At 58.4% G+C, this 22,049-nt stretch carries 23 protein-coding genes; 5 read left to right on the top strand and 18 right to left on the bottom strand.

What is annotated here, in order from left to right:
- Positions 1-66 precede the first annotated feature (66 nt).
- The 7 genes from AZ34_RS02440 to AZ34_RS02410 form a co-directional block, all read right to left on the bottom strand.
- On the bottom strand, positions 67-3,264 hold the full coding sequence (locus tag AZ34_RS02440; protein ID WP_035604428.1) for a CusA/CzcA family heavy metal efflux RND transporter: 3,198 nt from the start codon (positions 3,262-3,264) through the stop codon (positions 67-69).
- A gap of 17 nt (positions 3,265-3,281) precedes the next feature.
- Positions 3,282-4,850: an efflux RND transporter periplasmic adaptor subunit gene (locus AZ34_RS02435; protein WP_035604427.1), complete on the bottom strand. Its 1,569-nt coding sequence runs from the start codon at positions 4,848-4,850 to the stop codon at positions 3,282-3,284.
- Positions 4,847-6,151: a TolC family protein gene (locus tag AZ34_RS02430; RefSeq protein ID WP_051509467.1), complete on the bottom strand. Its 1,305-nt coding sequence runs from the start codon at positions 6,149-6,151 to the stop codon at positions 4,847-4,849. Before AZ34_RS02430 ends, AZ34_RS02435 begins: the two co-directional genes overlap by 4 nt.
- Before the next feature lie 784 nt (positions 6,152-6,935).
- Positions 6,936-7,286, bottom strand: coding sequence for a DUF6488 family protein (locus AZ34_RS02425; protein ID WP_035604419.1), 351 nt, complete (start codon positions 7,284-7,286; stop codon positions 6,936-6,938).
- 50 nt (positions 7,287-7,336) lie between these two features.
- On the bottom strand, positions 7,337-8,122 hold the full coding sequence (locus AZ34_RS02420; RefSeq protein WP_035604417.1) for a HupE/UreJ family protein: 786 nt from the start codon (positions 8,120-8,122) through the stop codon (positions 7,337-7,339).
- Between the two features lie 189 nt (positions 8,123-8,311).
- Positions 8,312-8,662 (bottom strand): hypothetical protein, encoded by a 351-nt coding sequence (locus tag AZ34_RS02415; protein WP_035604415.1) that lies wholly within the window; start codon positions 8,660-8,662, stop codon positions 8,312-8,314.
- A gap of 56 nt (positions 8,663-8,718) precedes the next feature.
- Positions 8,719-9,759, bottom strand: coding sequence for a DMT family transporter (locus tag AZ34_RS02410; RefSeq protein WP_035604414.1), 1,041 nt, complete (start codon positions 9,757-9,759; stop codon positions 8,719-8,721).
- A 132-nt stretch (positions 9,760-9,891) separates the two neighbouring features.
- Here AZ34_RS02410 and AZ34_RS02405 point away from each other — a divergent pair, with 132 nt between their 5' ends.
- Together AZ34_RS02405 and AZ34_RS02400 are read left to right on the top strand one after the other, a co-directional pair.
- Positions 9,892-10,554 (top strand): ArsR/SmtB family transcription factor, encoded by a 663-nt coding sequence (locus AZ34_RS02405; protein ID WP_035604412.1) that lies wholly within the window; start codon positions 9,892-9,894, stop codon positions 10,552-10,554.
- Between the two features lie 113 nt (positions 10,555-10,667).
- Positions 10,668-11,843: an MFS transporter gene (locus AZ34_RS02400; RefSeq protein ID WP_035604410.1), complete on the top strand. Its 1,176-nt coding sequence runs from the start codon at positions 10,668-10,670 to the stop codon at positions 11,841-11,843.
- Between the two features lie 29 nt (positions 11,844-11,872).
- On the opposite strand, the gene AZ34_RS02395 is transcribed toward AZ34_RS02400, so the two are convergent.
- Positions 11,873-12,691: a sterol desaturase family protein gene (locus tag AZ34_RS02395; protein WP_035604408.1), complete on the bottom strand. Its 819-nt coding sequence runs from the start codon at positions 12,689-12,691 to the stop codon at positions 11,873-11,875.
- A 150-nt stretch (positions 12,692-12,841) separates the two neighbouring features.
- Here AZ34_RS02395 and AZ34_RS17490 point away from each other — a divergent pair, with 150 nt between their 5' ends.
- Both AZ34_RS17490 and chrA read left to right on the top strand, forming a co-directional pair.
- Positions 12,842-13,945: a helix-turn-helix domain-containing protein gene (locus AZ34_RS17490; protein ID WP_051509466.1), complete on the top strand. Its 1,104-nt coding sequence runs from the start codon at positions 12,842-12,844 to the stop codon at positions 13,943-13,945.
- A gap of 113 nt (positions 13,946-14,058) precedes the next feature.
- On the top strand, positions 14,059-15,279 hold the full coding sequence (gene chrA / locus AZ34_RS02385; protein WP_035610658.1) for a chromate efflux transporter: 1,221 nt from the start codon (positions 14,059-14,061) through the stop codon (positions 15,277-15,279).
- A gap of 398 nt (positions 15,280-15,677) precedes the next feature.
- Here the strand turns inward: chrA and AZ34_RS18155 are convergent, their stop codons facing one another.
- The 10 genes from AZ34_RS18155 to AZ34_RS17480 all read right to left on the bottom strand — a co-directional run bounded on the left by AZ34_RS18155 (position 15,678) and on the right by AZ34_RS17480 (position 21,690).
- Positions 15,678-16,580 (bottom strand): hypothetical protein, encoded by a 903-nt coding sequence (locus AZ34_RS18155; protein ID WP_035604406.1) that lies wholly within the window; start codon positions 16,578-16,580, stop codon positions 15,678-15,680.
- Between the two features lie 21 nt (positions 16,581-16,601).
- A complete protein-coding gene (locus tag AZ34_RS02375; protein ID WP_035604404.1) occupies positions 16,602-17,420 on the bottom strand; it encodes a metallophosphoesterase in 819 nt (272 codons plus the stop codon).
- A gap of 114 nt (positions 17,421-17,534) precedes the next feature.
- On the bottom strand, positions 17,535-18,134 hold the full coding sequence (locus tag AZ34_RS02370) for an HAD family hydrolase (RefSeq protein WP_035604401.1): 600 nt from the start codon (positions 18,132-18,134) through the stop codon (positions 17,535-17,537).
- 44 nt (positions 18,135-18,178) lie between these two features.
- On the bottom strand, positions 18,179-19,024 hold the full coding sequence (locus tag AZ34_RS02365; RefSeq protein ID WP_081767045.1) for an NAD-dependent deacylase: 846 nt from the start codon (positions 19,022-19,024) through the stop codon (positions 18,179-18,181).
- Positions 19,024-19,239, bottom strand: a complete 216-nt coding sequence (locus AZ34_RS02360) for an MbcA/ParS/Xre antitoxin family protein (protein WP_035604399.1) — start codon at positions 19,237-19,239, stop codon at positions 19,024-19,026. Before AZ34_RS02360 ends, AZ34_RS02365 begins: the two co-directional genes overlap by 1 nt.
- A complete protein-coding gene (locus AZ34_RS02355; protein ID WP_051509464.1) occupies positions 19,236-19,508 on the bottom strand; it encodes a DUF433 domain-containing protein in 273 nt (90 codons plus the stop codon). Before AZ34_RS02355 ends, AZ34_RS02360 begins: the two co-directional genes overlap by 4 nt.
- Positions 19,509-19,532: 24 nt before the next feature.
- The gene (locus tag AZ34_RS19005; RefSeq protein ID WP_197026486.1) at positions 19,533-19,955 is read right to left on the bottom strand and encodes an HAD domain-containing protein; all 423 of its coding nucleotides are present in this window, start codon (positions 19,953-19,955) and stop codon (positions 19,533-19,535) included.
- A gap of 24 nt (positions 19,956-19,979) precedes the next feature.
- A complete protein-coding gene (locus AZ34_RS18505; protein ID WP_035604397.1) occupies positions 19,980-20,432 on the bottom strand; it encodes a hypothetical protein in 453 nt (150 codons plus the stop codon).
- A gap of 74 nt (positions 20,433-20,506) precedes the next feature.
- Positions 20,507-21,277, bottom strand: coding sequence for a hypothetical protein (locus tag AZ34_RS18150; RefSeq protein WP_155831697.1), 771 nt, complete (start codon positions 21,275-21,277; stop codon positions 20,507-20,509).
- On the bottom strand, positions 21,274-21,690 hold the full coding sequence (locus tag AZ34_RS17480) for a helix-turn-helix domain-containing protein (protein ID WP_051509463.1): 417 nt from the start codon (positions 21,688-21,690) through the stop codon (positions 21,274-21,276). Before AZ34_RS17480 ends, AZ34_RS18150 begins: the two co-directional genes overlap by 4 nt.
- A gap of 49 nt (positions 21,691-21,739) precedes the next feature.
- Between AZ34_RS17480 and AZ34_RS19000 the strand changes: the two genes are divergently transcribed.
- Complete coding sequence (locus AZ34_RS19000; protein ID WP_081767044.1) at positions 21,740-22,024, top strand: hypothetical protein; 285 nt, start codon at positions 21,740-21,742, stop codon at positions 22,022-22,024.
- Positions 22,025-22,049 lie beyond the last annotated feature (25 nt).

Genomic DNA, 22,049 nt, shown 5'->3' with positions numbered 1-22,049 from the left:
TAGTACCCCGCATTGAGCGGATGGCAATGAAGCATGGTGTGCACCACAGCATGGCCGCCGCCTTCGTCAGGTCTGCAACGTGGAAGTTGCTGTGACGGGGGAAGGCGAAGCTGGCTGAGACACGACCTCGAAATCCTCGTCTTCATCGCGGCGGTGAGCCAGACGGTAGAGCACGGGCAGAACCAGCAAGGTCAGCGCAGTCGAGGAAAGGATCCCCCCGATCACCACGGTCGCAAGCGGTCGCTGTACTTCCGCGCCGGTCCCTGTCGCGATGGCCATGGGAACGAATCCCAGCGAAGCCACAAGCGCGGTCATGAGCACGGGACGAAGTCGGGTCAATGCGCCCTCGCGGACCGCCTGCTCCAAACGCACGCCCGATTCACGCAGGTTGCGAATGAACGCGATCATCACCAAGCCATTGAGCACGGCGACGCCTGAAAGCGCGATGAACCCGACGGCCGCCGTGATGGACATTGGAATATCCCGCAGCCACAGAGCCAGAACCCCTCCCGTCAGAGCGAATGGAATGCCGGTGAACACGATCAAGCCATCCTTGGCATTGCCGAACATGACGAACAGCAGCGTGAAGACGAGCAGCAGAGCGACCGGAATCACAATCTGCAACCGTGCCGTGGCGGATTGAAGATTCTCGAACTGACCACCCCAGGTCGTCCAGTAGCCGGTCGGAACCTTGACCTTCTGCTCCAGTGCCGCCGCGGCTTCCGTGACGAAGCTACCCAGGTCGCGGCCACGGACGTTGGCGCTGATCACGATACGGCGCTTGCCGTTTTCACGACTCACTTGATTGGGTCCGGGCGAAAGCTCCAGACTCGCCACCTCGGACAGCGGAATGAAGTTGGTTCGGCCCGCCCCCGAAGCCGGAAGCGCAATTGGCAAGCGTCCAATGGTGGTCACATCACCCCGCAGGGACTCGGGCATGCGCACGACGATATCGAATCGCCGATCACCCTCGAACATCGTCCCGGCTTCCGTACCACCGATCGCCGTCGCCAGCGTCGACTGAACGTCGGCGATGTTCAATCCATAACGGGCGACTTTTTCCCGGTCAACGTTGATGGTTAGCATCGGCAGACCCGTGGTCTGCTCGACCTTGACCTCGGCCGCGCCAGGAACTTCCTTGAGAACCTTCTCGATCTGCGCAGCGGTACTGTTCAGCACGTCCATGTCGTCACCAAAGACCTTGACCGCCACGTCGCTGCGCACCCCCGAAATCAGCTCGTTGAAGCGAAGCTGGATGGGTTGCGAAAATTCATAGCTGTTACCCGGCAGCTTCGCGGCCTCGGCCTGAACAGTCTCCAGCAATTCCTCTCGGGTGCGCCGTGGTTCCGGCCATTCGCTTTCGGGTTTGAGCATCACGTAACCATCCGAGATATTGGGCGGCATGGCATCCGACGCAATCTCGGCCGTCCCTGTACGCGCGAAAACGCGCTCGATTTCGGGGAATTTCTCTTTCAGTTGCTTTTCCAGCCGCTGCTGCATTTCGACGGACTGCGTCAGACTGGTCCCAGGAATCCTCAGCGCTTGAATGGCGAAATCTCCTTCGTTGAGGCTGGGGATGAATTCACTGCCAAGACGCGTCGCAAGAAGACCGGAAAGCACCACCATGACACCAGCGGCCGTCAGCACCACGGCCTTGGTATCCATCACGCGATCCAGCAGAGGCGCATAGATGCGCTTGGCGGCCGTCATCAGCCGGTTTTCCTTTTCCGCCACCCGCTTGCCAATGAAAAGCGCCACGGCTGCGGGGATGAAAGTCACCGAGAGAATCATGGCCCCCAGCAGCGCAATCACGACCGTGAGCGCCATCGGGTGGAACATTTTTCCTTCCACGCCGGTCAGGGCGAAGATGGGCAGGTAAACGATCATGATGATGAGCTGGCCGAACAGAAGCGGACGGCGCGCCTCTCTGGAGGCGGCAAATACCTCATGAAACCGTTCGCTTCGGGTCAGCGGTCGGCCGTGATGCTCCTGCGCATGCGCCAGCCGCCGGACACAGTTCTCCACGATCACCACGGCGCCATCGATGATGATGCCGAAGTCTAGTGCCCCCAGACTCATCAGGTTGGCACTGACCTTCTGGCTCACCATTCCCGTGAAGGTGAAGAGCATGGACAACGGAATGACCAGCGCGGTGATGATGGCTGCCCGGATGTTCCCAAGAAAGAGAAACAGAACGACGATCACAAGCACCGCGCCTTCAAGCAGGTTTTTCTTGACCGTTGCAATCGCTTTGTCGACCAGCACGGTTCGGTCGTAGACCGTGACGGCGTGAACACCAGTCGGAAGACTCTTGTTGATCTCCTCCATTTTTCGAGCCACCGCCTGCGAAACCACCCGGCTGTTTTCACCGATGAGCATGAAAACGGTCCCCAGCACCACTTCCCGCCCGTTGTCCGTCGCAGCGCCGGTACGCAGTTCCTTGCCGATCTCCACATCGGCAACATCACGCACGCGCACGGGCGTGCTGCCACTGCTCGAGAGGATGACATTGCGCAGATCCTCGACGTTGCGTGCCTGGCCGGGCGCGCGGATCAAGTATTGCTCTCCGCGCCGTTCGATGTAGCCCGCCCCCACGTTCGTGTTGTTCTGCTCCAGCGCCTTGACCACATCGCTCATGGACAGGCCATAGGCCGCCAGCCGCTCCGGGTAGGGTGCGATCTGGTATTCCTTGGCATAGCCGCCGATGGTGTTGATCTCGGTGACGCCCGGCACATTGCGCAGCTGCGGCTTGATGATCCAGTCCTGGATTTCACGCAGATCGGTCGAGGTATAGGGCGTGCCGTCTTCTTTCTTGGCACCTTCCTTGGCTTCCACCGTCCAGAGATAGATTTCGCCAAGCCCCGTTGAGGTGGGGCCGGCAAGCGGATGAATGCCTTCCGGCAACTGACCGCTGGTCGACTGCAAGCGTTCGTTGACCAGCTGGCGGGCGAAATAGATGTCCGTGCCATCCTTGAAAATCACTGTCACCTGGGACAGGCCGTAACGAGACATGGAGCGAGTCTCTTGCAGACCCGGCAAGCCCGCCATCACGGTCTCGACCGGGAAGGTGACACGTTGTTCGGTCTCCAGCGGCGAATAGCCTGACGCAGGTGTGTTGATCTGAACCTGGACGTTGGTGATGTCAGGGACGGCGTCGATGGGCAGGCGCTGGTAGTTATAGATTCCCAGAGCCGCCATGCCGAAAACGGCCAGCATGACAAGCCATCTCTGTTCGATGGCGAATTGGATGATGCGTTCAAACATGGTGTGCGTTTCCTGCTTCAATGGGCATGGGTTGCCGAACCCTTGCCCTGCTCAGACTTGACAATGAAACTGCCTGTTGCGGCATAGGGCACACCGGCTCTGAGCCCGCTGACGATCTCCACACGCCGTTCATCGCTGCGGCCCAGTTGCACGGGCTGGGGAATGAAGCCACCCCGTGTCTTCACGAAGACAACGGGCTTCTCATCGATCGTCTGAATGGCCGACGAGGAAACGGTCACCGGAGCCATCTTCTCCTCGGCAACGACTTCCACATTCACATAAAGACCGGGTCGCCATGCACCCTGGGGATTGGCCAGCGTGACACGCGCGCGGGCCGTTCGTGTCTGCTCACCGATCAGGACACCGACGTAGGACACGGATCCTTTAGCAGTTGCGTCAAAGGCACCGGAGCGCACGACGACTTTTTCACCCACGCGCACCTGCGGCAAGTCACGTGCGGAGATGCTCATCTCCGCCCATACGGTCGACAAGTCCGAGATGGTGAAGACGTTGGAGTCCTCTCGGACAGCTTCACCCTGCGCGATATGTTTTTCCACGACAACGCCATCGAAGGGTGCCCGCAGTTCAAAACGCCCCAAGGCACTGCTTTCTGGCGCGGCACCCAGCGCAAGCAATTTCTGCGTGGCGTTCGCCACGGCGATCTCGGCCTCCCGCAAGGTTTGTTGTGCCTGCAAAACATCCTGCTGGGGCGATATCTTTTCTTCCCACAGCGACTTCTCCCGCTCGTAGGTGGTCTTCGCCAGTTCCCGGCGCTTTTGAGCAGCCTGCAGTTCCGCGCGCACCTCCGAAACGGCGGTGCTGGAGATCACGGCCAGTACCTGGCCCTGCTGGACCTGCTGGCCCAAGTTGGCGCTGACGCCGTCCACCACGCCACTCACGCGCGGAACGATGTGCGCGGTGCGGTCCTCGTTGAATCGAATCTCGCCAGGAAATTGCTGGGCAGTCCGAATGCGCGCGGCTGCGCTTGTCTCCACCGCGATGCCGGACGATTGAATCTGAGCATCGCTCATTTCAACCTTGCCCTCCTCCCGGCTGAAGGCAAATTTGAACGACTGCTTCGGCGTTCTCCCCGTCACCGCAGCCTCGAAGACATGCGGCTCGGCAACCACTTGTTCGCCCTCGAGCAGATCGCCTCTCGGGATCAGCTTGATCTCCTGGCGCTCGCCACTGGGGCGCGTCAGGCTGATCGAAACCGAGCTTCCAGAAGGAGTGGTGATTGTGTTCTTGGTATACAGCCAAGCCTTGAATCGTGGCTCACCGCCCTCTTCTGCAAGAAGCAATTCAAGGGCGAAATCACCGTCGACAAATCGCTGGCCACCATTGGGGCCTTTCGCCTGCGCCTCGGACTCGTGCTCGCCTTCCTCTTCCGAATGACCATGGCTGTCACCGCCCTTGCCCTCAGCTTCTTCGGCATGCTCGGAATGCTCCTCGGACGCGGGGCCGGAAGAGCCATAGGAAAGAATCAAGGCGCCAATGACGATGCCGGCGACAACCAGGGCGGCAATGGCAAAAAACTGCTTACGGCCGGACTTGCCGGCGGACAGGGATGAAAAAGAGGGTTTCATTGGCGAATCTCGGGAAGAGTGTTTGAACGGGTGCTTCCGGAACTGCCCAACAGGCGGTCCAGGTCGGCGGCGGCGCGATGCACCTCGGCAAGCGCACGCAGGTACTGCGCACGCGCTTGCTGCAACGTGCGCTGGGCATCCAGAACGTCGAGGTATCCGAACTTTCCGAGCTCAAAGCCCTTGGCCGCAGCATCGAAGGCGATGCGGGCGCCGGGGATCACCTCATCCTTGAGGGTCGCCACTTCGGCAACCGATGTGGCGTACCTTCCCACGGCGATGCTCGCTTCGGCCCTAAGCCGCAGTTCGGTGGCGCGCAGTTCCTCCTCGGCCATGTCTCTCTGACGAAGAGCCTCCAGCAGAGCGCCGCGGTTTGTATCGAAGAGCGGTAGCGGCAAGGAAATCCCCACCACGGTCTGATCGCGCCCCAACTCCTCCGCGCGCTTGACGCCCACCATCAACGTCACGTCCGGAATGCGCTTAGCCGACTCAAGATCAACCAGAGCGGTCAATCGGTGCACATTCAGCTGAGCCTCACGCAGTGCGGGAGCATCATTGATCAGACCGGGAATTGCATCGGGCGCAACAACCTGGGGAAGGTTCAAGGCATCGCCATCCAGCTCTGCCGGTAGATGTGTTGCCCCCATCACCGCCAACAGTTGCTGCCGCGACGATTGGAGCTCCCCGCGCGCCTGGACCAGCTCCACCCGGACACCCGCCTCGGCAACCTTGGCCTTGGTTTCCTCGATGGGCGATATCTTGCCCGCGAAGACCCGCTTGCTGGCCGCCTCACTGCCTCGTCTGGCGACCTCCAGCGAAGCCTGGGCAAGATTGACTCGATCCTGCGCAACCAGGGCGGCAAAAAAAGCAACCGTGGCGCCAGCGCGAACGTCAGCGGTCTTCGCCTCGAATCGAGATCTGGCCATCTCGACGGCACGTTCAGCGGCCTCAATGCGAGCACCACGCTTGCCGCCCAGTTCGAGTGTCTGGCTGAAAGAGGTCGTTCTGGTACGGGTTGCCCTGCGCTCATCCTCCAATTGAATGTCCAACACAGGATTGGGCAGGGCTCCCGCCTGTATCCGGGCTCCTTCAGCGGCTTCGACCTCTCGCCTTGCCGCGATCAGTTCGGGGTTGCCTTGCAGTGCCTGCTCCTGCGCCGCACGCAGTGTCAGTGGCTGTATTGCTTCGATTAGCGCGGACGCAAGCGCATCAGAGTTTCTTGGCGCAACTGCGGCTTGGACCCATGCCGCATGGCCGAAAAGCAACGCAAACCCCATCGCGTGGGGTGCGAATTTCCTAAGCATCAAATTCTCCAGTCAGTTACAAGACAAAAGAATCCGATGCGGTGGTGATCAGGTGTTCTATCTCCGTCACGAAACCGCACCGGAATACCGGTGCGGCGCCCACTGAGGGCGATCAATGCTTTCGTGCAATCCCGATGGGATGAGTTTCATGGCCGAGGCTGTTGGAGCCTGCGACGTATCCTTGGTCTGGAGTCGGCCTTCAATTACGGGCAATACCGCGGTACTGTGGTGGCAGGTACTGCATCCATGATGCTCTCCCCCTGATCCGTGGATTTGGTTTTCAGCCTTACCGGCCTGTAGCTGTGATTTCCGTTCATCACACGGCTCCAGTAACACGGACATGCTGCCAAGAGGACTTAGATTGGTCCCGTACCAACTTGTGACGGCCCATACCGCCTGTAGAGGCAGTACGGCAAGCAGGAAAGCCATCAACCAAAGTCTCACGAACATCTCACATCAGAGTCGATGGCAAAGCAAAGCCATCAGCGCCGCATTGTCATGCGGCAACGTCCATCCCGAAGCCTGCATTCGCAGGCTCGAACCGCGGAGGTAACGACTAACCGCCCCTGACTCATTGGAGCATTGAACAATCCGTTCAAGCGTAGGCCCTCTGTTCATGAACTTACTAGCAGTCTTTCAGCAAGAATTTCTTAAAAAGCCACCGAGCATAAAGCCTGTAGTAGGTACAGGTGCAAGCCAGAGGTATGGCATCGAGAAACACCTATAGCCTAAAAGGGAGATAAAGCCCCCTCACCCGGCCCCGCCAAGTGAGAGAGGCAGCGCTTTATTGGCCGGTGAAGTTGGTGGCGATGAAGTTGCCCGGGTGTGAGAAGAACACGTACAGGTTCTGCTTCGTCTTGTCGGTGACGGCAGGGTTCGTGAAGATGACCTTCCACTCCTTGCCCTTCTTGCCATCAATCAGCTCCAGCTTCTCAAGCTTGGCGCTTTGCCAGCTTCCCTCGAGCTTGCCGTTCTTGACCAGGGCATTGCGCCGCTGATTTGCGCAATCCGTGACGACGGCCTCAGTGGCTGGCTTCTTGCCGTGGAAGTGGCAACTGCTGCCTTCATCCGCCCTGGCAAGCGGGCTGAACGGCAGCAAAGTAATCAGGGTAGCGGCAAGGATGAGTGATTTCATGGTGAGTCCTGTAATAAATAGAGGTTGATTGAGGGAAAGATTGAGAGGGGTTAGAAGTCGCTGCGGCTCTTGTCTTCCGTGTTTTCCACATCCATGTCCTCATGCGCATGACGATGTTCGGCAGCTGGGAAGCGGAAGCTATCAGGATGGCTGTCGTGCTGGTAGCCGTGCAACTGCGTGAAGAGCAGGTAAACACCGCCATAGAAAAGCGCCAGGTTGGCGGCATAGCTGAAGCGCTTGAACGATGGGGTGTGGCGCCACAGCGTCAAGGCACCCACCATGACTGTCAGCGCCACGATCTGCCCCAGCTCGACGCCCACGTTGAAGCTCAGGATGCGCCAGAGCATCGCCCACGGATCGTCGCCGAGCGGCAGTTGCTGCAGGCGTGTGGACAGGCCAAACCCGTGCAGCAAACCGAAGCCGAAGACCGCCCAGAGCAGATTGGGCGAAGCCATCGAGAAATACTTCTGGAAGCCGCCGTTGTTGTCGAAAGCCTTGTACATCACGCTGAACGCGATGACGGCATCGACCAAGTAGTAGTTCCAAGTGACTTTGAAGTAGGTCGCGAAGATCAGCGTGATGCAGTGTCCGATGGTGAAAACGGTCACGAACTTGGCCACATCGCGAAACGTGGTCAGAAAGAACACCACGCCGAAGAGGAACAGCAAGTGGTCGTAGCCCGTGAGCATGTGCCGGGCACCCAATTCGATGTATCGGAGGTAACCGCCTTCCAGCATGCGCTGCTGGTCCGCGGCCGAGATGCCATGCGCCCAGGCCAACAAGGGAGTCAGGCCGACGGCCAGTGCGATCAAACGCCTGAAATCAAGAAGTTTCATCTGTGAAATGGAATTGGATTGGGGACATTGCGCAAGCGCCGCCATCCCACTGAACGGTTCGCGCGCGCGGCAAGGTTCGCCACAGGAGCGGCGAAGTCTTAGTCAGGAGGCCAGTCAAAAGGTCAATAGAGCATCCGCTGCGCCAGTGGCAGCAGGACATGCACGCGAAATAAGCGCGGACCTTAGACGTTAAGCGTGGGCGCAGGGAGGCCGCAGCAACCCGTCAAGAAAGACGGTCGGTGGCTCACTGGATTGCCTAGCCACAGGGGTACTGACCAGAGGCGGGATCTCGATGTGGGCGGCCCAGGCGTTCATCCCAGCCGGCTGAAACCCGTTGTCGGCATGCAAGTGCAAGGCGCTGTCAGTGTCCGATGACAGGTGCAGCGACTCATCATCGTGATGATGATCCGTCCCCTGTTGATGGACGGCCATGTGCGTGAACTGCTCGCTGTACGCCTGAACCGCGAAAGGGGTCATCCACGCCAATGTCTGCCAGAGCATGATGGCAATGGACAGGAGGGCCTTGCGGGAGGGACGCATCGGGTCATTATGGCGCATGGAAAATCGGATGAAAGCGCCGACCCAAAGTGCCAGAACTAGTGGCTGTGCCGATGATGAATGTCCGGGAAGTGAGGGTGGCTATGTGTCATCTGCGCGTGGTGATGACTGTGCGTGTGCGGCCCCCTCCCGTCTTCCCCCTCTTCGTGTTCATGCTGGTGGTGCTCGTCATGCACATGCCGGTGGCTATGTTCCCTGGGGTCATGCATGTGCTCATGCGCATGCCGCTCGGTCAGATGCAACCAGACGCCGAGACCCATCAAGCCTGCCGCAAGCCAGAACAAGCCATCGGTCTGCTCCTGAAAGACCAGCACGGCGAGGGCCGCACCTATGAAAGGTGCTGTCGAGAAGTACGCGCCTGTGCGGGATGAACCCAGCCCACGCAACGCCAGCACGAACATGACCAAGCTGAGGCCATAACCCAGCAGGCCAAGCAGCATGGCGGACGCGATCGCGCCAGTCGATGGGAATCGCGCACCCAGCATCACCGCCAATGCGACATTGACGGCGCCAGCCACCAAACCCTTGCTGCTCGCGATGAAGAGTGCATCCGAAGCGGACACCTTGCGTGTCAGATTGTTGTCGATGGCCCAGCACAGGCAGGCGCCGATGATCGCCACAGAACCCAGCCAAGTCGTTGCTCCGACGTTCCCGCTGGGCCACGCCAGCAGAACACCCCCGGTCACGATCACTGCCATACCGAGCACGATGCGACGGTCGGCGTTTTCCTTGAAGACGACCCATGCCAGCACGGCAGTCAGCACGGCTTCAAGGTTCAGCAGCAGGGAGGCCGCTGCACCCGTCGTGTGTGTCAGCCCGAACATCAGCGCAACGGGGCCGAGAACTCCGCCAAAACCGATGGCCCCCAACAACCAGGGCCACTCTCGTGGCTGCAAATCGGGAGACTGCCAGCCTCGATCACGTATCCATCGGACGATGCCCAGCCCAACTCCACTGCCGAGGTAGAGCAGTCCTGCCAGCAGCACAGGGGAAATGTCGCCGACCAGTGCCTTGGCAAATGGAGTGCTAGCTCCGAATAGCGCGGCGGCCAGCAGGGCATGGATGGCGGATGTATTCATGAGTGCCAATGATCCTGGATCAGTCCAGTCTATTGCACCAGGGACGGTCCAGAGCTAATTGATAGGCTGCAGCCAAGATTGGTGCAGTGCGCATGGGAACCATAACATTCAAACATAAATTAGAATGTTTGAATGAAAAGGCACGAGCTCAAGGACCTGCTCTACGAACAAGTCTCCCGCATCGGAAAAGCCGTCTCGAGTCCGAAGCGGCTCGAGATACTGGAAGTGCTCGGCCAGGGCGAGAAAACCGTGGAGGCGCTGAGTGCAGAGTTGGGCATCGACATCAAGCTGACCAGCGCGCACCTCAAGACACTCCGAGAAGCGCGGCTGGTCGAAACAACGCGCGCGGGCAAATACATCCACTACCGACTCAGCGGTCCCGATGTCGCGAATCTCTGGGTGCGCCTGCGCGAAGTAGCTGAAGAGCATTTGGTGGAGCTGCGCCTGGCGGTGGAGCAGATGGTTGCCCAACCCGAGAAACTTGCTTCAATGGATGGTGCTTCCCTCATGGAGCGCGCAAAGCGCGGCGAAGTCATCGTCATCGACGTTCGGCCGCAAGCAGAGTTTCAGGCGGCGCATCTGCCCTTCGCCAGATCGATGCCTCTGTCGGAGCTGGAAAAGCGCCTGGCCGAATTGCCACCCGGCTCCGAAATCGTCGCCTACTGCCGTGGACCGTTCTGCATGCTGTCCGATGACGCATTGCAGTTGCTTCGGGCCAAGGGCTACAAGGCCCACAAGATTCTCGGCGGTGTGTGCGAATGGCAGGCTGCCGGCCTGCCGCTGGAATCCACGTGATGCAGCACGTTCCTCTTACGAGCCTTGGTGACGAGAAGCTCGCTGTCTTTGGCGAAACTCCTCTCGATCCAATCCTGCCCAATTACCCGTGAATAACCCATCCTGAGGTTCCCATGCTCGCCAAACCCATGCATCGCCAAGTCCTGCTGCTCGCCGTGACACAGGCACTTTTCCAGACCGCCTCCGTAATGGTGATGACCATCGGCGGACTCGCTGGCGCAACGATCGCCGCGGACCCCAAGTTTGCAACACTGCCCATCGCAGCCATGTTCCTCGGCACGGCGGTCTCCACCATCCCCGCCGCAGCATGGATGGCGCGTGTGGGACGGCGCACCGGATTCATGCTTGGCGCGCTCCTTGGTGTCGCCGCAGGCTTGATTGCGGCAACAGGCCTTTGGATCGGTTCTTTGTTGCTTCTCTCTACGGGGACGTTCTTGGTCGGTGCCTATCAGGCATTCGCGCAGTTCTATCGATTTGCAGCGGGAGAAGTGGCGGACGATGTGTTCCGTCCGCGTGCCATCTCGCTGGTGTTGGCGGGTGGCGTGGTGGCGGCCGTACTGGGGCCGTTGTTGGCTCGATGGGGCGGGCCACTGACATCAACCGCCTATGTGGGTGCGTTTCTGCTGCTGGCCGTTGTCTCGCTGATCGCGACTGGCGTGCTCCTCGGCTTGCGGATTCCTGCGCCAGTTGTCGGGACACAGCAAGGTGGTCGTTCGCTGGCGCAGATCATGAGCCAACCGGCTTACCTGGCTGCATTGTTCGGTGCGGCGACAGGCTACGGGGTGATGATTCTTGCGATGACCGCGACGCCTCTGGCGATGGTCCATCACCACCATGCGCTCTCCGATGCGACGATAGTGATCCAGTTGCATGTGCTCGGCATGTTTGTGCCATCGTTCTTCACGGGCTCACTCATCTCCCGGTTTGGTGTTCTGCGCGTCATGCTGGCAGGCATCGCCCTGCTGGCAGGGCATGTCGCCATCAGCCTCACAGGTACGAGCTTCCACTCCTTCGCCGGTGCACTGGTATTGCTCGGGATCGGATGGAATTTCCTCTACATCGGCGGCACGACCCTACTCACCACGACCTACACCTCGGCCGAGAAGGGACGTGCGCAGGCAGCAAACGATCTCTCCGTCTTCGTCGTGGGCCTGCTGTCATCCCTTGCCGCCGCACCGCTGTTGCAGGTGCTTGGATGGCAGAACTTGAACCTTGTGCTTCTGCCTTGGTTGGGAGCGGCAGCATTGCTGCTCAGTGGCTTGGGTCTCGTTCGCGCACGCGCAAGGTGAGATTCGCGACATAGGCGAATCCGTTCTATCTAGCGCGCATCCACCATCGGCGCATCGATTGCCTTTTTCTCTTCCAAGCCCGCGACATGCGCGGCCAACCGCGCCCGGTACTCCGGGTGTTCGGTGCCGCACCAACGATCCCACCAAGTGAAGTACAGGGCATAGTTTCCATATCCGTACGCGTGGTGCATTTCGTGATGCAGCGTGGTGGTCAACCATCGTCCCCACCAGCCCGCCAACCACCGGCGCGGAAGCAACTCGGTTCCGCTATGACCCATGACATTGCGCAATACCATCCAGATCATCCACGCGAAGATCACCGACTGGTGCGCCGGAATGACAAGAAGCACCACTGGCAGAAACAGCGCCTGGACGAATGCCTCGACCGCTGAGAACGAGTAGGCAGTCCAGGGTGTCGGTGCGACCGATAAGTGATGCGTACGATGGACATCGCCGAATAGCCTAGGCCAGTGCATCAAGCGATGCGTCCAATAGAACCAGGCGTCATGCAACACCACGATGACCGGAAGGCTGGCCACCAGCCACATCCAACCGTAAGCGAGAGGGTCTTCGTAGACGCGGTGGATTCCCAGTCGATAGCCAATGAACACGGACGTACCGACCAACGAGAAGATCACCACGGTTCGCAGCGAGCGCAGGAACTCGCGCCAGGGCTGACCAGCAATGACCCGGCGGATTCGGACCAGGCGTCGTTCAAGCCAATGCGCCGATGCCAGATCGAAAACGATGAGGATGGCGGCGACGCCGATCAGATAGCGCAGCAGATCCAGTAACCAGATCATGGGCCATGCCTGGACGGCCTGGGCAAATACTTCGTGGATGCACATGAGGGACCTTTCTGTGAGGCCCACTACCTTAGGTAACGAGCCTCGCGCAGTCTCGTCAAAACCGACGGATGTTTGCCGTTTCCCGAAAAAGGCCTGAAATTTCGAAATTCGGCGAGAAAGCGAGGCCGATTTGGGAGAAGCTAGCCACCTATGAACGTTACCCTGGATGTCCTTCTGCGCGTTGGTGGTGCCGCTGTCGGGTTGGTGTTCCTGATGGTGGTGGGGATGTCGGCCGGATGGCGACGACGCGCGGATCTGATCTTGTTGATCTTTTGCGCCGTTGCGTACCTGCTGTGTTCCTCGCCGACACGACCCTGCTGCGCGTCTCCTTGGGCTTTGCCACTCTTGATGGGAGCGGCTGGATTTCCGTTTGCGTTCTGGCGGCTGGCCAGGGTTGTGCTGGAAGATGAAACCACGATCACCCCGCAGGCCTGGGGCGGGCTGGCCCTGCTCCTGGTCAGTGCAATCATGACGGCTCCGGACTACCTCCAGATTTCCGAAACTACGAGGATAGTGGCGGCCATAGCGAACAAGGTGGCGGCGCTCGGCTTTGTCGGCTCCGCTCTTTGGAGGGCGTGGCGTAGTTGGGAGGGGGACTTGTTCGAACCGAGACGACGCCTGCGCAGATGGTTGATGGGCTACATCGGTGTCTATGGCCTGATGGTCATGGCAGGTGAGATCTACTTCCTCGGCGCACGGCCACCCGCATGGCTGGACCTGATCAATGCGGCAGCCATTGACGCCACGTTGCTCGCAACATTGCTGTTCTTCGTTCAGTTGCGGCCGAGGGCGATGGATACCTTGTTTGCACCGCGCTTGATTTCCGCATCGATCCTGTCGTCAGAGACCATTTCCGAGCCGAGGACAGCTGACCCATCTGCGGACGAGCGACTGCTAGGGAAACTGCATACGCTGATGAGCGACGACAAGTTGTATCGGGACCCCGATCTTTCCGTTCGCATGCTTGCCGCACGAGCGGCAATACCCGAGTACGTGCTGCGTCGGCTCATCAACGAGAAACTTGGGCACCGAAACTTTGCCGAGTATGTGAATGATTTCCGGCTTTGCGAAATCGAGACACGCCTGCAGGACCCGCAATGGACCCGACGGCCGATACTGACGCTCGCCTTGGAAGCAGGTTTCGGATCGGTTGGTCCCTTCAATCGTGCCTTTCGCAAACGCTACGGGAAGACTCCCACAGAGTTTCGAGCAGAGGGCACGGAAGGTCCCCGAACTGTTGCAGAGTCTGCCTAGTCAACGAGCGGCGCAATATCTATCAACCATGACGATATGGTTGAATGATTGAATTCATGAAACGGACCACCGTTCGTCACAGCGACCGCCCACTGCGGCACCATCTGCTTCACATGACCCGAGCCGAATCCCCTATCACCGCCACTCGCCCTGACAGAGGTAGTCCGTTGGAAGTGTTGCTGGCCTTTCTAAAACTGGGGCTGACCTCGTTCGGCGGCCCACTAGCGCACCTCGGCTACTTCCGTACTGAGTTCGTGGAGCGCAGGCGATGGCTCGATGACAAGAGCTACTCTGACCTGGTCGCACTGTGTCAGCTCCTCCCTGGTCCGGCGAGCAGCAAGATCGGCATGGCTCTGGGGCTTGGACGCGCTGGTTGGTGGGGTGCCTTGGCGGCATGGTTTGGCTTCACCATGCCGTCAGCGGTGGCGCTCATTCTGTTTGCCTATGGTGTTTCGCGCTGGACTTCGCTTGCAGAGGCAGGGGCTCTACACGGTCTCAAGATCGCCGCTGTTGCGGTGGTCGCGCAGGCTGTTTGGGGCATGGCCAAGGTGCTGTGCCCCGACCGCCTGCGTGCCGGCATTGCGATTGCGGCGGCGCTGCTCGTACTGGCCATGCCTTCGGCACTCGGGCAGATCGCGGCCATTGCTGCAGGCGCGCTTGTTGGACGGCAATGGCTGCATCTCGAACATCTGGCTCCATCGGGACATCGAGACTACGGCGTGAGTCGACGCATGGGCATCGCCCTCTTGATCAGCTTCGTCGCATTGCTGTTCTTATTGCCGGCCATCGGGGCCGCAACGAGTTCGCCGCTCTGGTCTGCCATCGCGGTCTTCTACAAGGCAGGCTCACTTGTCTTCGGTGGCGGACATGTCGTGCTGCCGTTGCTTCAAAGTGGAGTGACCCCGCCAGGCTGGATCAGCAACGATCACTTCCTCGCCGGGTACGGCGCGGCGCAGGCAGTACCGGGACCGTTGTTCTCGTTCGCGGCCTATCTCGGAGCAGTGATGCAAGTGCCACCCGGCGGCTGGCTGGGCGGACTGCTCATGCTGACGGCCGTCTTCCTTCCAGCCTTCCTGTTGATCGCCGGCGCGCTGCCATTCTGGGAAGCACTCAGGCAACGGGAGGGCATCCAGAACGGACTGGCCGGCACAAACGCAGCCGTCGTTGGTGTCTTGTTGGCGGCGCTGTACGACCCAGTCTGGACCAGCGCCATCCATGCGCGCGCGGACTTCGCGTTGGCGCTCGCCAGCTTTGGCCTACTAGTCTACGCGCGCGCATCGCCCTTGGTCGTCGTGGCGCTATGCGCTGCGGCCGGCTGGGCAATGGCCCTGTGAACGCGAACAGAATTCGACCATGTCATTCCGCTCCGCCGTTCCGGTACTTGCTGCAGCGTTCTTGTTCAGCACCAGTAAGCCGCTGGCCAAGCTACGGGTCGGCGAAATGCCGCTACCGCTGCTACAAGGAAAGCACTGACCGGCGCGTACTTCTTCGTTGCGCCATTCGTGGACGTCATTGTGTCATTCGTGATTTGGCCCGAGCCTCCACGCCTTTTCTTCTGGATGTACGTGAATGGCAGCTTCCGGATTATTGCGAACGCTTAGTGCAGCGAGGTATGGGTCTGCAATCGCTGCACAACAGCCGTTCGATTGATTGACGTCGACTAAAGGCTGACACATCAAATGTGCTTTTCTCAATTGGAATTCAGGACGCGGACGACAAGCGACTATTTCATTTATTCGCCTGATTTCGCCCAGCCGATATCCCGTAGCAGAAATCCAAACGCGTCCAAAGCGAGTTGAGCGTCTTCCTCGGTTGGAACTCGTAAATCTCTCGCGTGCTGTTCGTTTCCTTTCCCCCTTGAGTGAAGCTTGGCCACTACTTCCGCCAAGCGCCCTGCTGCGGTCATTGGACTTGACAGCCCAAGAGCAGCTTTCGCAACCTCTCCAAGGTCCTTCGAGAGGATTGATGTATCTGATTTTTCTTGTGCGATCCACCGCGCCAACGTCACCGAGATGGCATTTCTGCACTGGTCAATCACTGATATTGGAGTCTCTCTGAATGCCGAATCCAATGTTCGGTCCATCGCCTGTTTTACAGCTTCTCGATGGGTTGGATCGATTTTTTCTAAGTCGAGCTCCGGTAGGATTCCGAATGCGCTCAAAGACTTCAATGTAATCAGGATGCTTCGATCCGTCAGCATCTCCGTTTGGACGATGCGCCAGATGGAATAGGCAGATTCGGTGCCCAGAACGAGCTTCATGCCTTGACCGCGCCTGGGACTGCTGAGTAGCTGGCTGCAACCGAAGTATGTGATCAGTTGCTTTGGAACAATTCCGCTTAGGTGATATCCAGATACCGCCGGGCGATCAGAGGGATGTGGGGTAACAACGTACTGCCCGGATCCTGACGGGGTATAGAGCCGACCGCGGCGGGTTCGAGTCACTGGATCGAAGGTGTCTTCGCGAAAGATCTTGGCTTTTTGGGTGTCAGAGATGGTTGAGGCGAGACTTTTCCAATCTACCTCGCCCTCAATCAGTACGGCACGAGTGATGTAGGGGTTGGTAGCAATAGGATGGATGGGTTGATCGACTCCCTCATAGACAAACCCTGTTGTTTTGTCGATTCCAAGGTGCATGATGATCCTCGCGCTGGTGGGTTAGATGCTGATCAGCAGATTCGGATTCCAAGCCGAATTCTCAAACACAGCATCTCCCATGTCATCCGATTTCTGAATCTCAGGGCCATTCTGGATGTACCCCGTCGGGTTGGATACCACCCGGCATCGTCCAACCCGATAGTCAAAGCTGTCATGGCAATGCCCGTGCAGCCACAAGTCGGTTTGAAACAGGAGTGGTGTGAGGTCACTCACAAAGCATCCGTTGAGTGGGTCGCCGACAAAGCGCCTATGCACACTCAGCGGGTGCGGCGCATGATGCGTGATCACGACCGTCTTGCCTTCAAACGGCTTGGCCAATTCTGTTTCCAGCCACTTTCGGCTGATCAGATGGGCTTCCAGTGTCTGTTGCGGCGTGAGTTGGCCCGTACTGGTCTCAATCCGATAGAAATCAGCTAGGCGCTGACTGCCCGCCAGCATGCTCTGTTCCTGGGTAAGCCCGCGCTGCTGAAAGTCAGTCCAGAGTGTGGTCCCAAGAAAGCGCACCCCGTCGAGCACGAGTTCGTCGTCATCGAGGAAATGAATGCCGACTTCCTCACAGGTCTGTCGAAGCTCCAGACGGGTTTGTTCCCACTTCCGAGAATAGAACTCATGGTTGCCGGCCACGTAGATCACAGGCACTGGCCAGTCACCAAAGAGCTTCACCGCCTGTGAGCCGCGATGTATGTCCCCAGCCAGTACCAATACATCGGCACCGGGTTCAGGGTGAATGATCGTCTCGCGGCCGAGTTCGCTTTTATCTCCCCCAGACTGCTTGACCAGGACCTCCAGATGCAGATCGGACGCAAGCTGAATCTTCATGTTGTGTGACGGTGCCGATAGGTGAAGAGATTTCCAGGAATTCGCATGAAAACGCAGGTTTCTTCTTCGGGGGGTCTCGTTGGGGCCAGTTCAAACCCGGGCGATTCACAATTGTCATTGCGCGATCCAAGCGCGGGAGAATGCCAAGAGGTCTTTGTGCCGCGAGTCGATATGAGCCAGCAACTCACCGGAATTCGGAGAACCATTCACCTCGCGCGTGATGAGCGCCCGATGGATGCCGGCATCCACGCCGACGAAGTAGGGCAAATAGTCGTCGACAAATGCGACCGGCCTGAGCGCATTCAGAGTATCAGCCTTTGGGCTCACAGGGGTTGCAACGTTGTCCGTCGAGTGCACCATGTCGATCGGAAACCCATGGGCTTGCAGGTTGCGCTCGCGCGCCATACGGAACTCGTCTGGCAGCGCTGTCACGCAGACCAATTCGAAACCCGCGCTTGCGAGCAACTGACACGCTTCGATGGCTCCCGGAACCGGCGGTATAGCCGCCCAGAAGTTCGAGTCGAAGGCGCTGCGGAACTGGGCCAGCCGATCACCTTCCAGGCGCTCCACCTGCCACCGATCCATTGGCCAGTAGGCCAATGGATCCCGTTCCTGGGGATACACACCAAAGGCTTTCTGCCAGGCACTGGCATATGCCAGACCGTAGTCAAGAAGCACGCCGTCGGCGTCAAGTGCGATGATGCCTTTGCTCATGTACTGGCGTTTTTCGAGGGAGCCTTTTCAAGCTCGTGCTCAATTCAGTCTCGCCCTTTCTCGATCCAGCCCTTGAGTTCGGCATCGGATACGGGCAATGAGAGCGTTCGATCTTGCATGTACTGCAGTATGTCTTGGGCTGCTCGAGTTCGATCTGGCAAGTCTGACTTGCCTCGCTTGGTCAGAAGCGAGTGCTTGACCTCAGACATTCCCACTGTGGCCGGTCCGATCAGAACCGTCCAATCCTCGAAAACACTTCGATCCAAGCCCAGGGTACCCAATGAATGTTCCTTGTTCACGAGGAACTTGGGCGAGGCTCGCCTGGCGTCGTCGACCAGGCTCGCTGCCGGGTACACGTTCAACGACGTGCCAACGACGATAAAGACGTCTGCTTTGGACACGATCTCTTGTGCCACCGGAATCAATGGGACATCTTCTCCGAACCACACGATGAACGGACGCAGTTGGCGTCCGGTGGGTCCCAGGTCCTCGACCTTCAGAGGGTTTGCATAGGGGTAGGTCGCGCCCTTGTCGTGCTGTTCGCAGACCTTCATCAATTCGCCGTGCAGGTGAACGATCTTTGTGGAGCCGGCGCGCTCATGCAAATCATCCACATTCTGGGTGATCACGGTCACATCGTAGGCCTGCTCCAGCTCCGCGATGGCGTAGTGGGCGGAGTTGGGCTTCACCGTCTGGAGTTGTTTCCAGCGCTGGTTGTAGAACTCAAGTACCAGCGCCGGATCGCGCCTCCAAGCTTGGATGCTGGCGAGTTCTTCGGGCCTGTGGCTGTTCCAAAGGCCGTTCGCATCCCGGAAGGTGGCGAGACCACTTTCGGCAGAGATTCCTGCTCCGGTGAAAACAACGAGCGAAGGCTTGCGTGGCGTCTCCATCACGAGAATCCTTCCTGGATTTTTACCAGCACGCCTCCGACCGACTTGCGATCTTCAGGATTACTCATCATGTCGATAGGCCTGGTGCATCCCAAGGAAACCACCTCGGTACGCATCCACTTCTGGGATTTCTCCTTGGTCCCGAAAACTTCCTCGGCAAAAGCTTTCGGCTGGTCTACATCCCAGTCATCTCGCTCGCCAGAGAGTTCTTTCATGATCGATGAATGCGTTGAAGCGTGAGATCGCTCACTAGCCTTGCATCAGGCATGGCGTTGCTGAGCCGTTCTGATGGCCTCCGACTTGGGTGTGAGGCCGCGTAGATCTGTGCAGCCTGGATATGTTCCTCCGTCAGGAAGGAATAAGCCACAAGCAGGAACTCCATGTCGATGGATTGTTCTATCGAGCCGAGAACGTTGTCGATGGGAACCCGCGTCCCGGCGAAGCACGGGAGACCACCCATCACATCAGGATCTACGGTGATCATTTTTCTGGCTCCCAATATGGATCTTCAGGTTAGCCACGCACGCAGTGCGTCCTGGACGCGGGCCTCGGATAGTCCTCGTCGACCATCACACAAGATCAGTTCAGCCGGCGGCGGCTCTGGAAACTCAAATGCCTGGTCATCCAATATCCGGAATGACTTGACCCACGGGCGGCCTTTCGTCCATTCCTGGATTGACGGCCATCGATCCAGGGTAGGTTTCGTGACGCCTAGGTAGATATCTTTTCCGAATCCGAGGCGTGTACGCAGGAACTCCGCCGAAGAAGTGCGTCGATACGATGCGTGGACCACAATCCTAAGATCAGTATGGCTAGAGATGAGACTCTTAAGGATAGGCAACCAGACGAATTCACGCATGTTTGCACCTGGCCCCGAATTCGCGTGGAGTACACCATCGAAGTCCAAGAAAAGTATCTTCGCTTCAGTCATCCCAGTCTGCCTAGAGTGATGTAGTCACTGCAGAAACTGCCCCTCGAACAGACTTTCGAGCAGCGATGGATTACGATTCCGCAACAAGCGGAGAAATGGCCGCGTTATCTCCCTAGCCTGCACATTCCACTCGCGCACCCACAGATCGAAGACGAACGCAGCATCCAAGTCGTCCCGGGTGGGCCCATGGATCAGATACTGACGACCCGACTTAGTCGTGAACGAACCGGTCGCCAGATCTATGGTTTTGATCTCTGAGCAAGCCCTACCGCGGTTGGAGTGGACAGTTCTTCCAATCAGGTGCCGGGTCGTTCTTCCATCTGGCCATCGGACCCGGAACATCTTCCAGTTCACCAAATCTACCTTTGGGACTTGGCTAAGCGAAGAGGCCAGACGAACATCTCCAGACTGCAGGTAAAACCCCAGCGCATTCTGCTCGCTTGCTCCAGTGGACTGCGGTCTTTTTTTGACGTCCATAGTTATCCTCTTTTCTCAAGAAGAAGTGATTTCTTACGCATCGAATGCTGCACCCATATGAAGCATGAGAGCTATTACCAAACAAGCCTCATAAAAAACGGACGCTTGATCGCTTGATACAACGCGGAAGAATTAACTTGATCGCTGGAAAGCAGTGCATGCAGGACACGTGCCGCATCGCGTCGCCCCCATGTCCAGCAAATCAGGCTTGGCGCAATGAATAACAGCCAAGAACACACCATGCTGCCACCTAAGACGTTACATGCATTGAATTGGCAGTCGCTGAGTAAATCGATCGCTACTTGCACAGCGAAGAGGAGTGCAATCAAGCTAAGAAAAATTCCAGCTACCAGTCCCACTGCCGCCACGGGCAGGGACAGTGGAGCCGGCTCCAGACAGTCCTTCTCAATTCGGCAGCCGACAGAATGAAGTAGCCGCCAAGCATCGCGTGCTGTCAGCACCCTAGCTCTCAAAAACCGCCTTAGATGATCTGCCGACGCACGATCCACATGCAGGCCAAACTCGATCCGAGTCACCAATCGGTTCAGGCGATGCCAGTCATCTCTTTCCAACTGGGCAACGGACGCAACATCAAAACGACGCCTCTCCCGGTTGAAGCGCCACGCATGCCACGGGCTGCTCAAAACCTGCCACCAAGTAAAGCGGGTCTGGAGCAGGCCTAGGTACTGCTCCTGCATTTCATGCCGCTGAATATCGCGGACTTGCTCCAGCGCTTGAGTGGCCTCTACCGGACCTTCCACCCGGGCCCAAAGTGAGCGCAATTCAATCAGAACTGAGGATAGCTTTGCAGAATCCGCATCCTCTGGTTCTGACGGATCGTTCACTTCGTCAACTCCTCGATCAGCTTGTCTAGCGACTGCATCCGAATCTTGGAGCCGCTGGCTGAGCTATGAGCATCCTTCAGTACCTGCAATATCAGCCTCCCATGTACTTCTTCGGATGGACTGAAGTGATGCTTGTCCAGAAGGTCATCGATCACGGCTAGAGCACGTCCCAGCAGAGCTGCGTCATCGAGGCCCAAAACGACCATGCTCCGTTTTCCATCCAACACATATCCCACATCCACACCAACAGCCTCGACGGCGACCAGAAAGGAAAGCGTGGGCAGATGTGCCCCCCCCTCATACCGAAAAACGGTGATCTTGTTTGCTCCTGCCGCAACGGCCAACTGTTCTTGCGTCAAGCCTAGTCGCTCGCGCTCCGCGCGCAACCGAATTCCGATGTCATCAAGCTCCACTGTTGGCCCTTGTGAAAATTATCATTAATGTATATTATCGCACTCAATTATGTATGACGCAGCCGAGCAGATCAACGACCTTGACGAAGTTCGAAAAAAGTTCAAAGAGGACGGGGTCAGTGTTGCCTGCTGGGCGCGCGACCGAGGATTTTCGCTGCCGCTCGTTTACGCAGTTCTGAGTGGTCGCAATCAAGCAACTCGAGGGGAGAGCTACAGAATTAGTGTCGCGCTTGGGCTGCGGCCGGCGCCACGCCATGACGATTTCTTCCGGCCCAAGAGCGCCCGTTCGGGTGGGGCAAGTTCGTCTATCTCACTCGTGGAGAACACCATGTAGAAAACAAAACGCCGCTCCAAAGAAC

It is taken from the genome of Hylemonella gracilis str. Niagara R (assembly GCF_000600295.1).
GTDB lineage: Bacteria > Pseudomonadota > Gammaproteobacteria > Burkholderiales > Burkholderiaceae_C > Hylemonella > Hylemonella gracilis_A.
The sequence above is the reverse complement of the archived record's forward strand: the minus strand, read 5'-3'. Positions and strand labels throughout refer to the sequence as shown.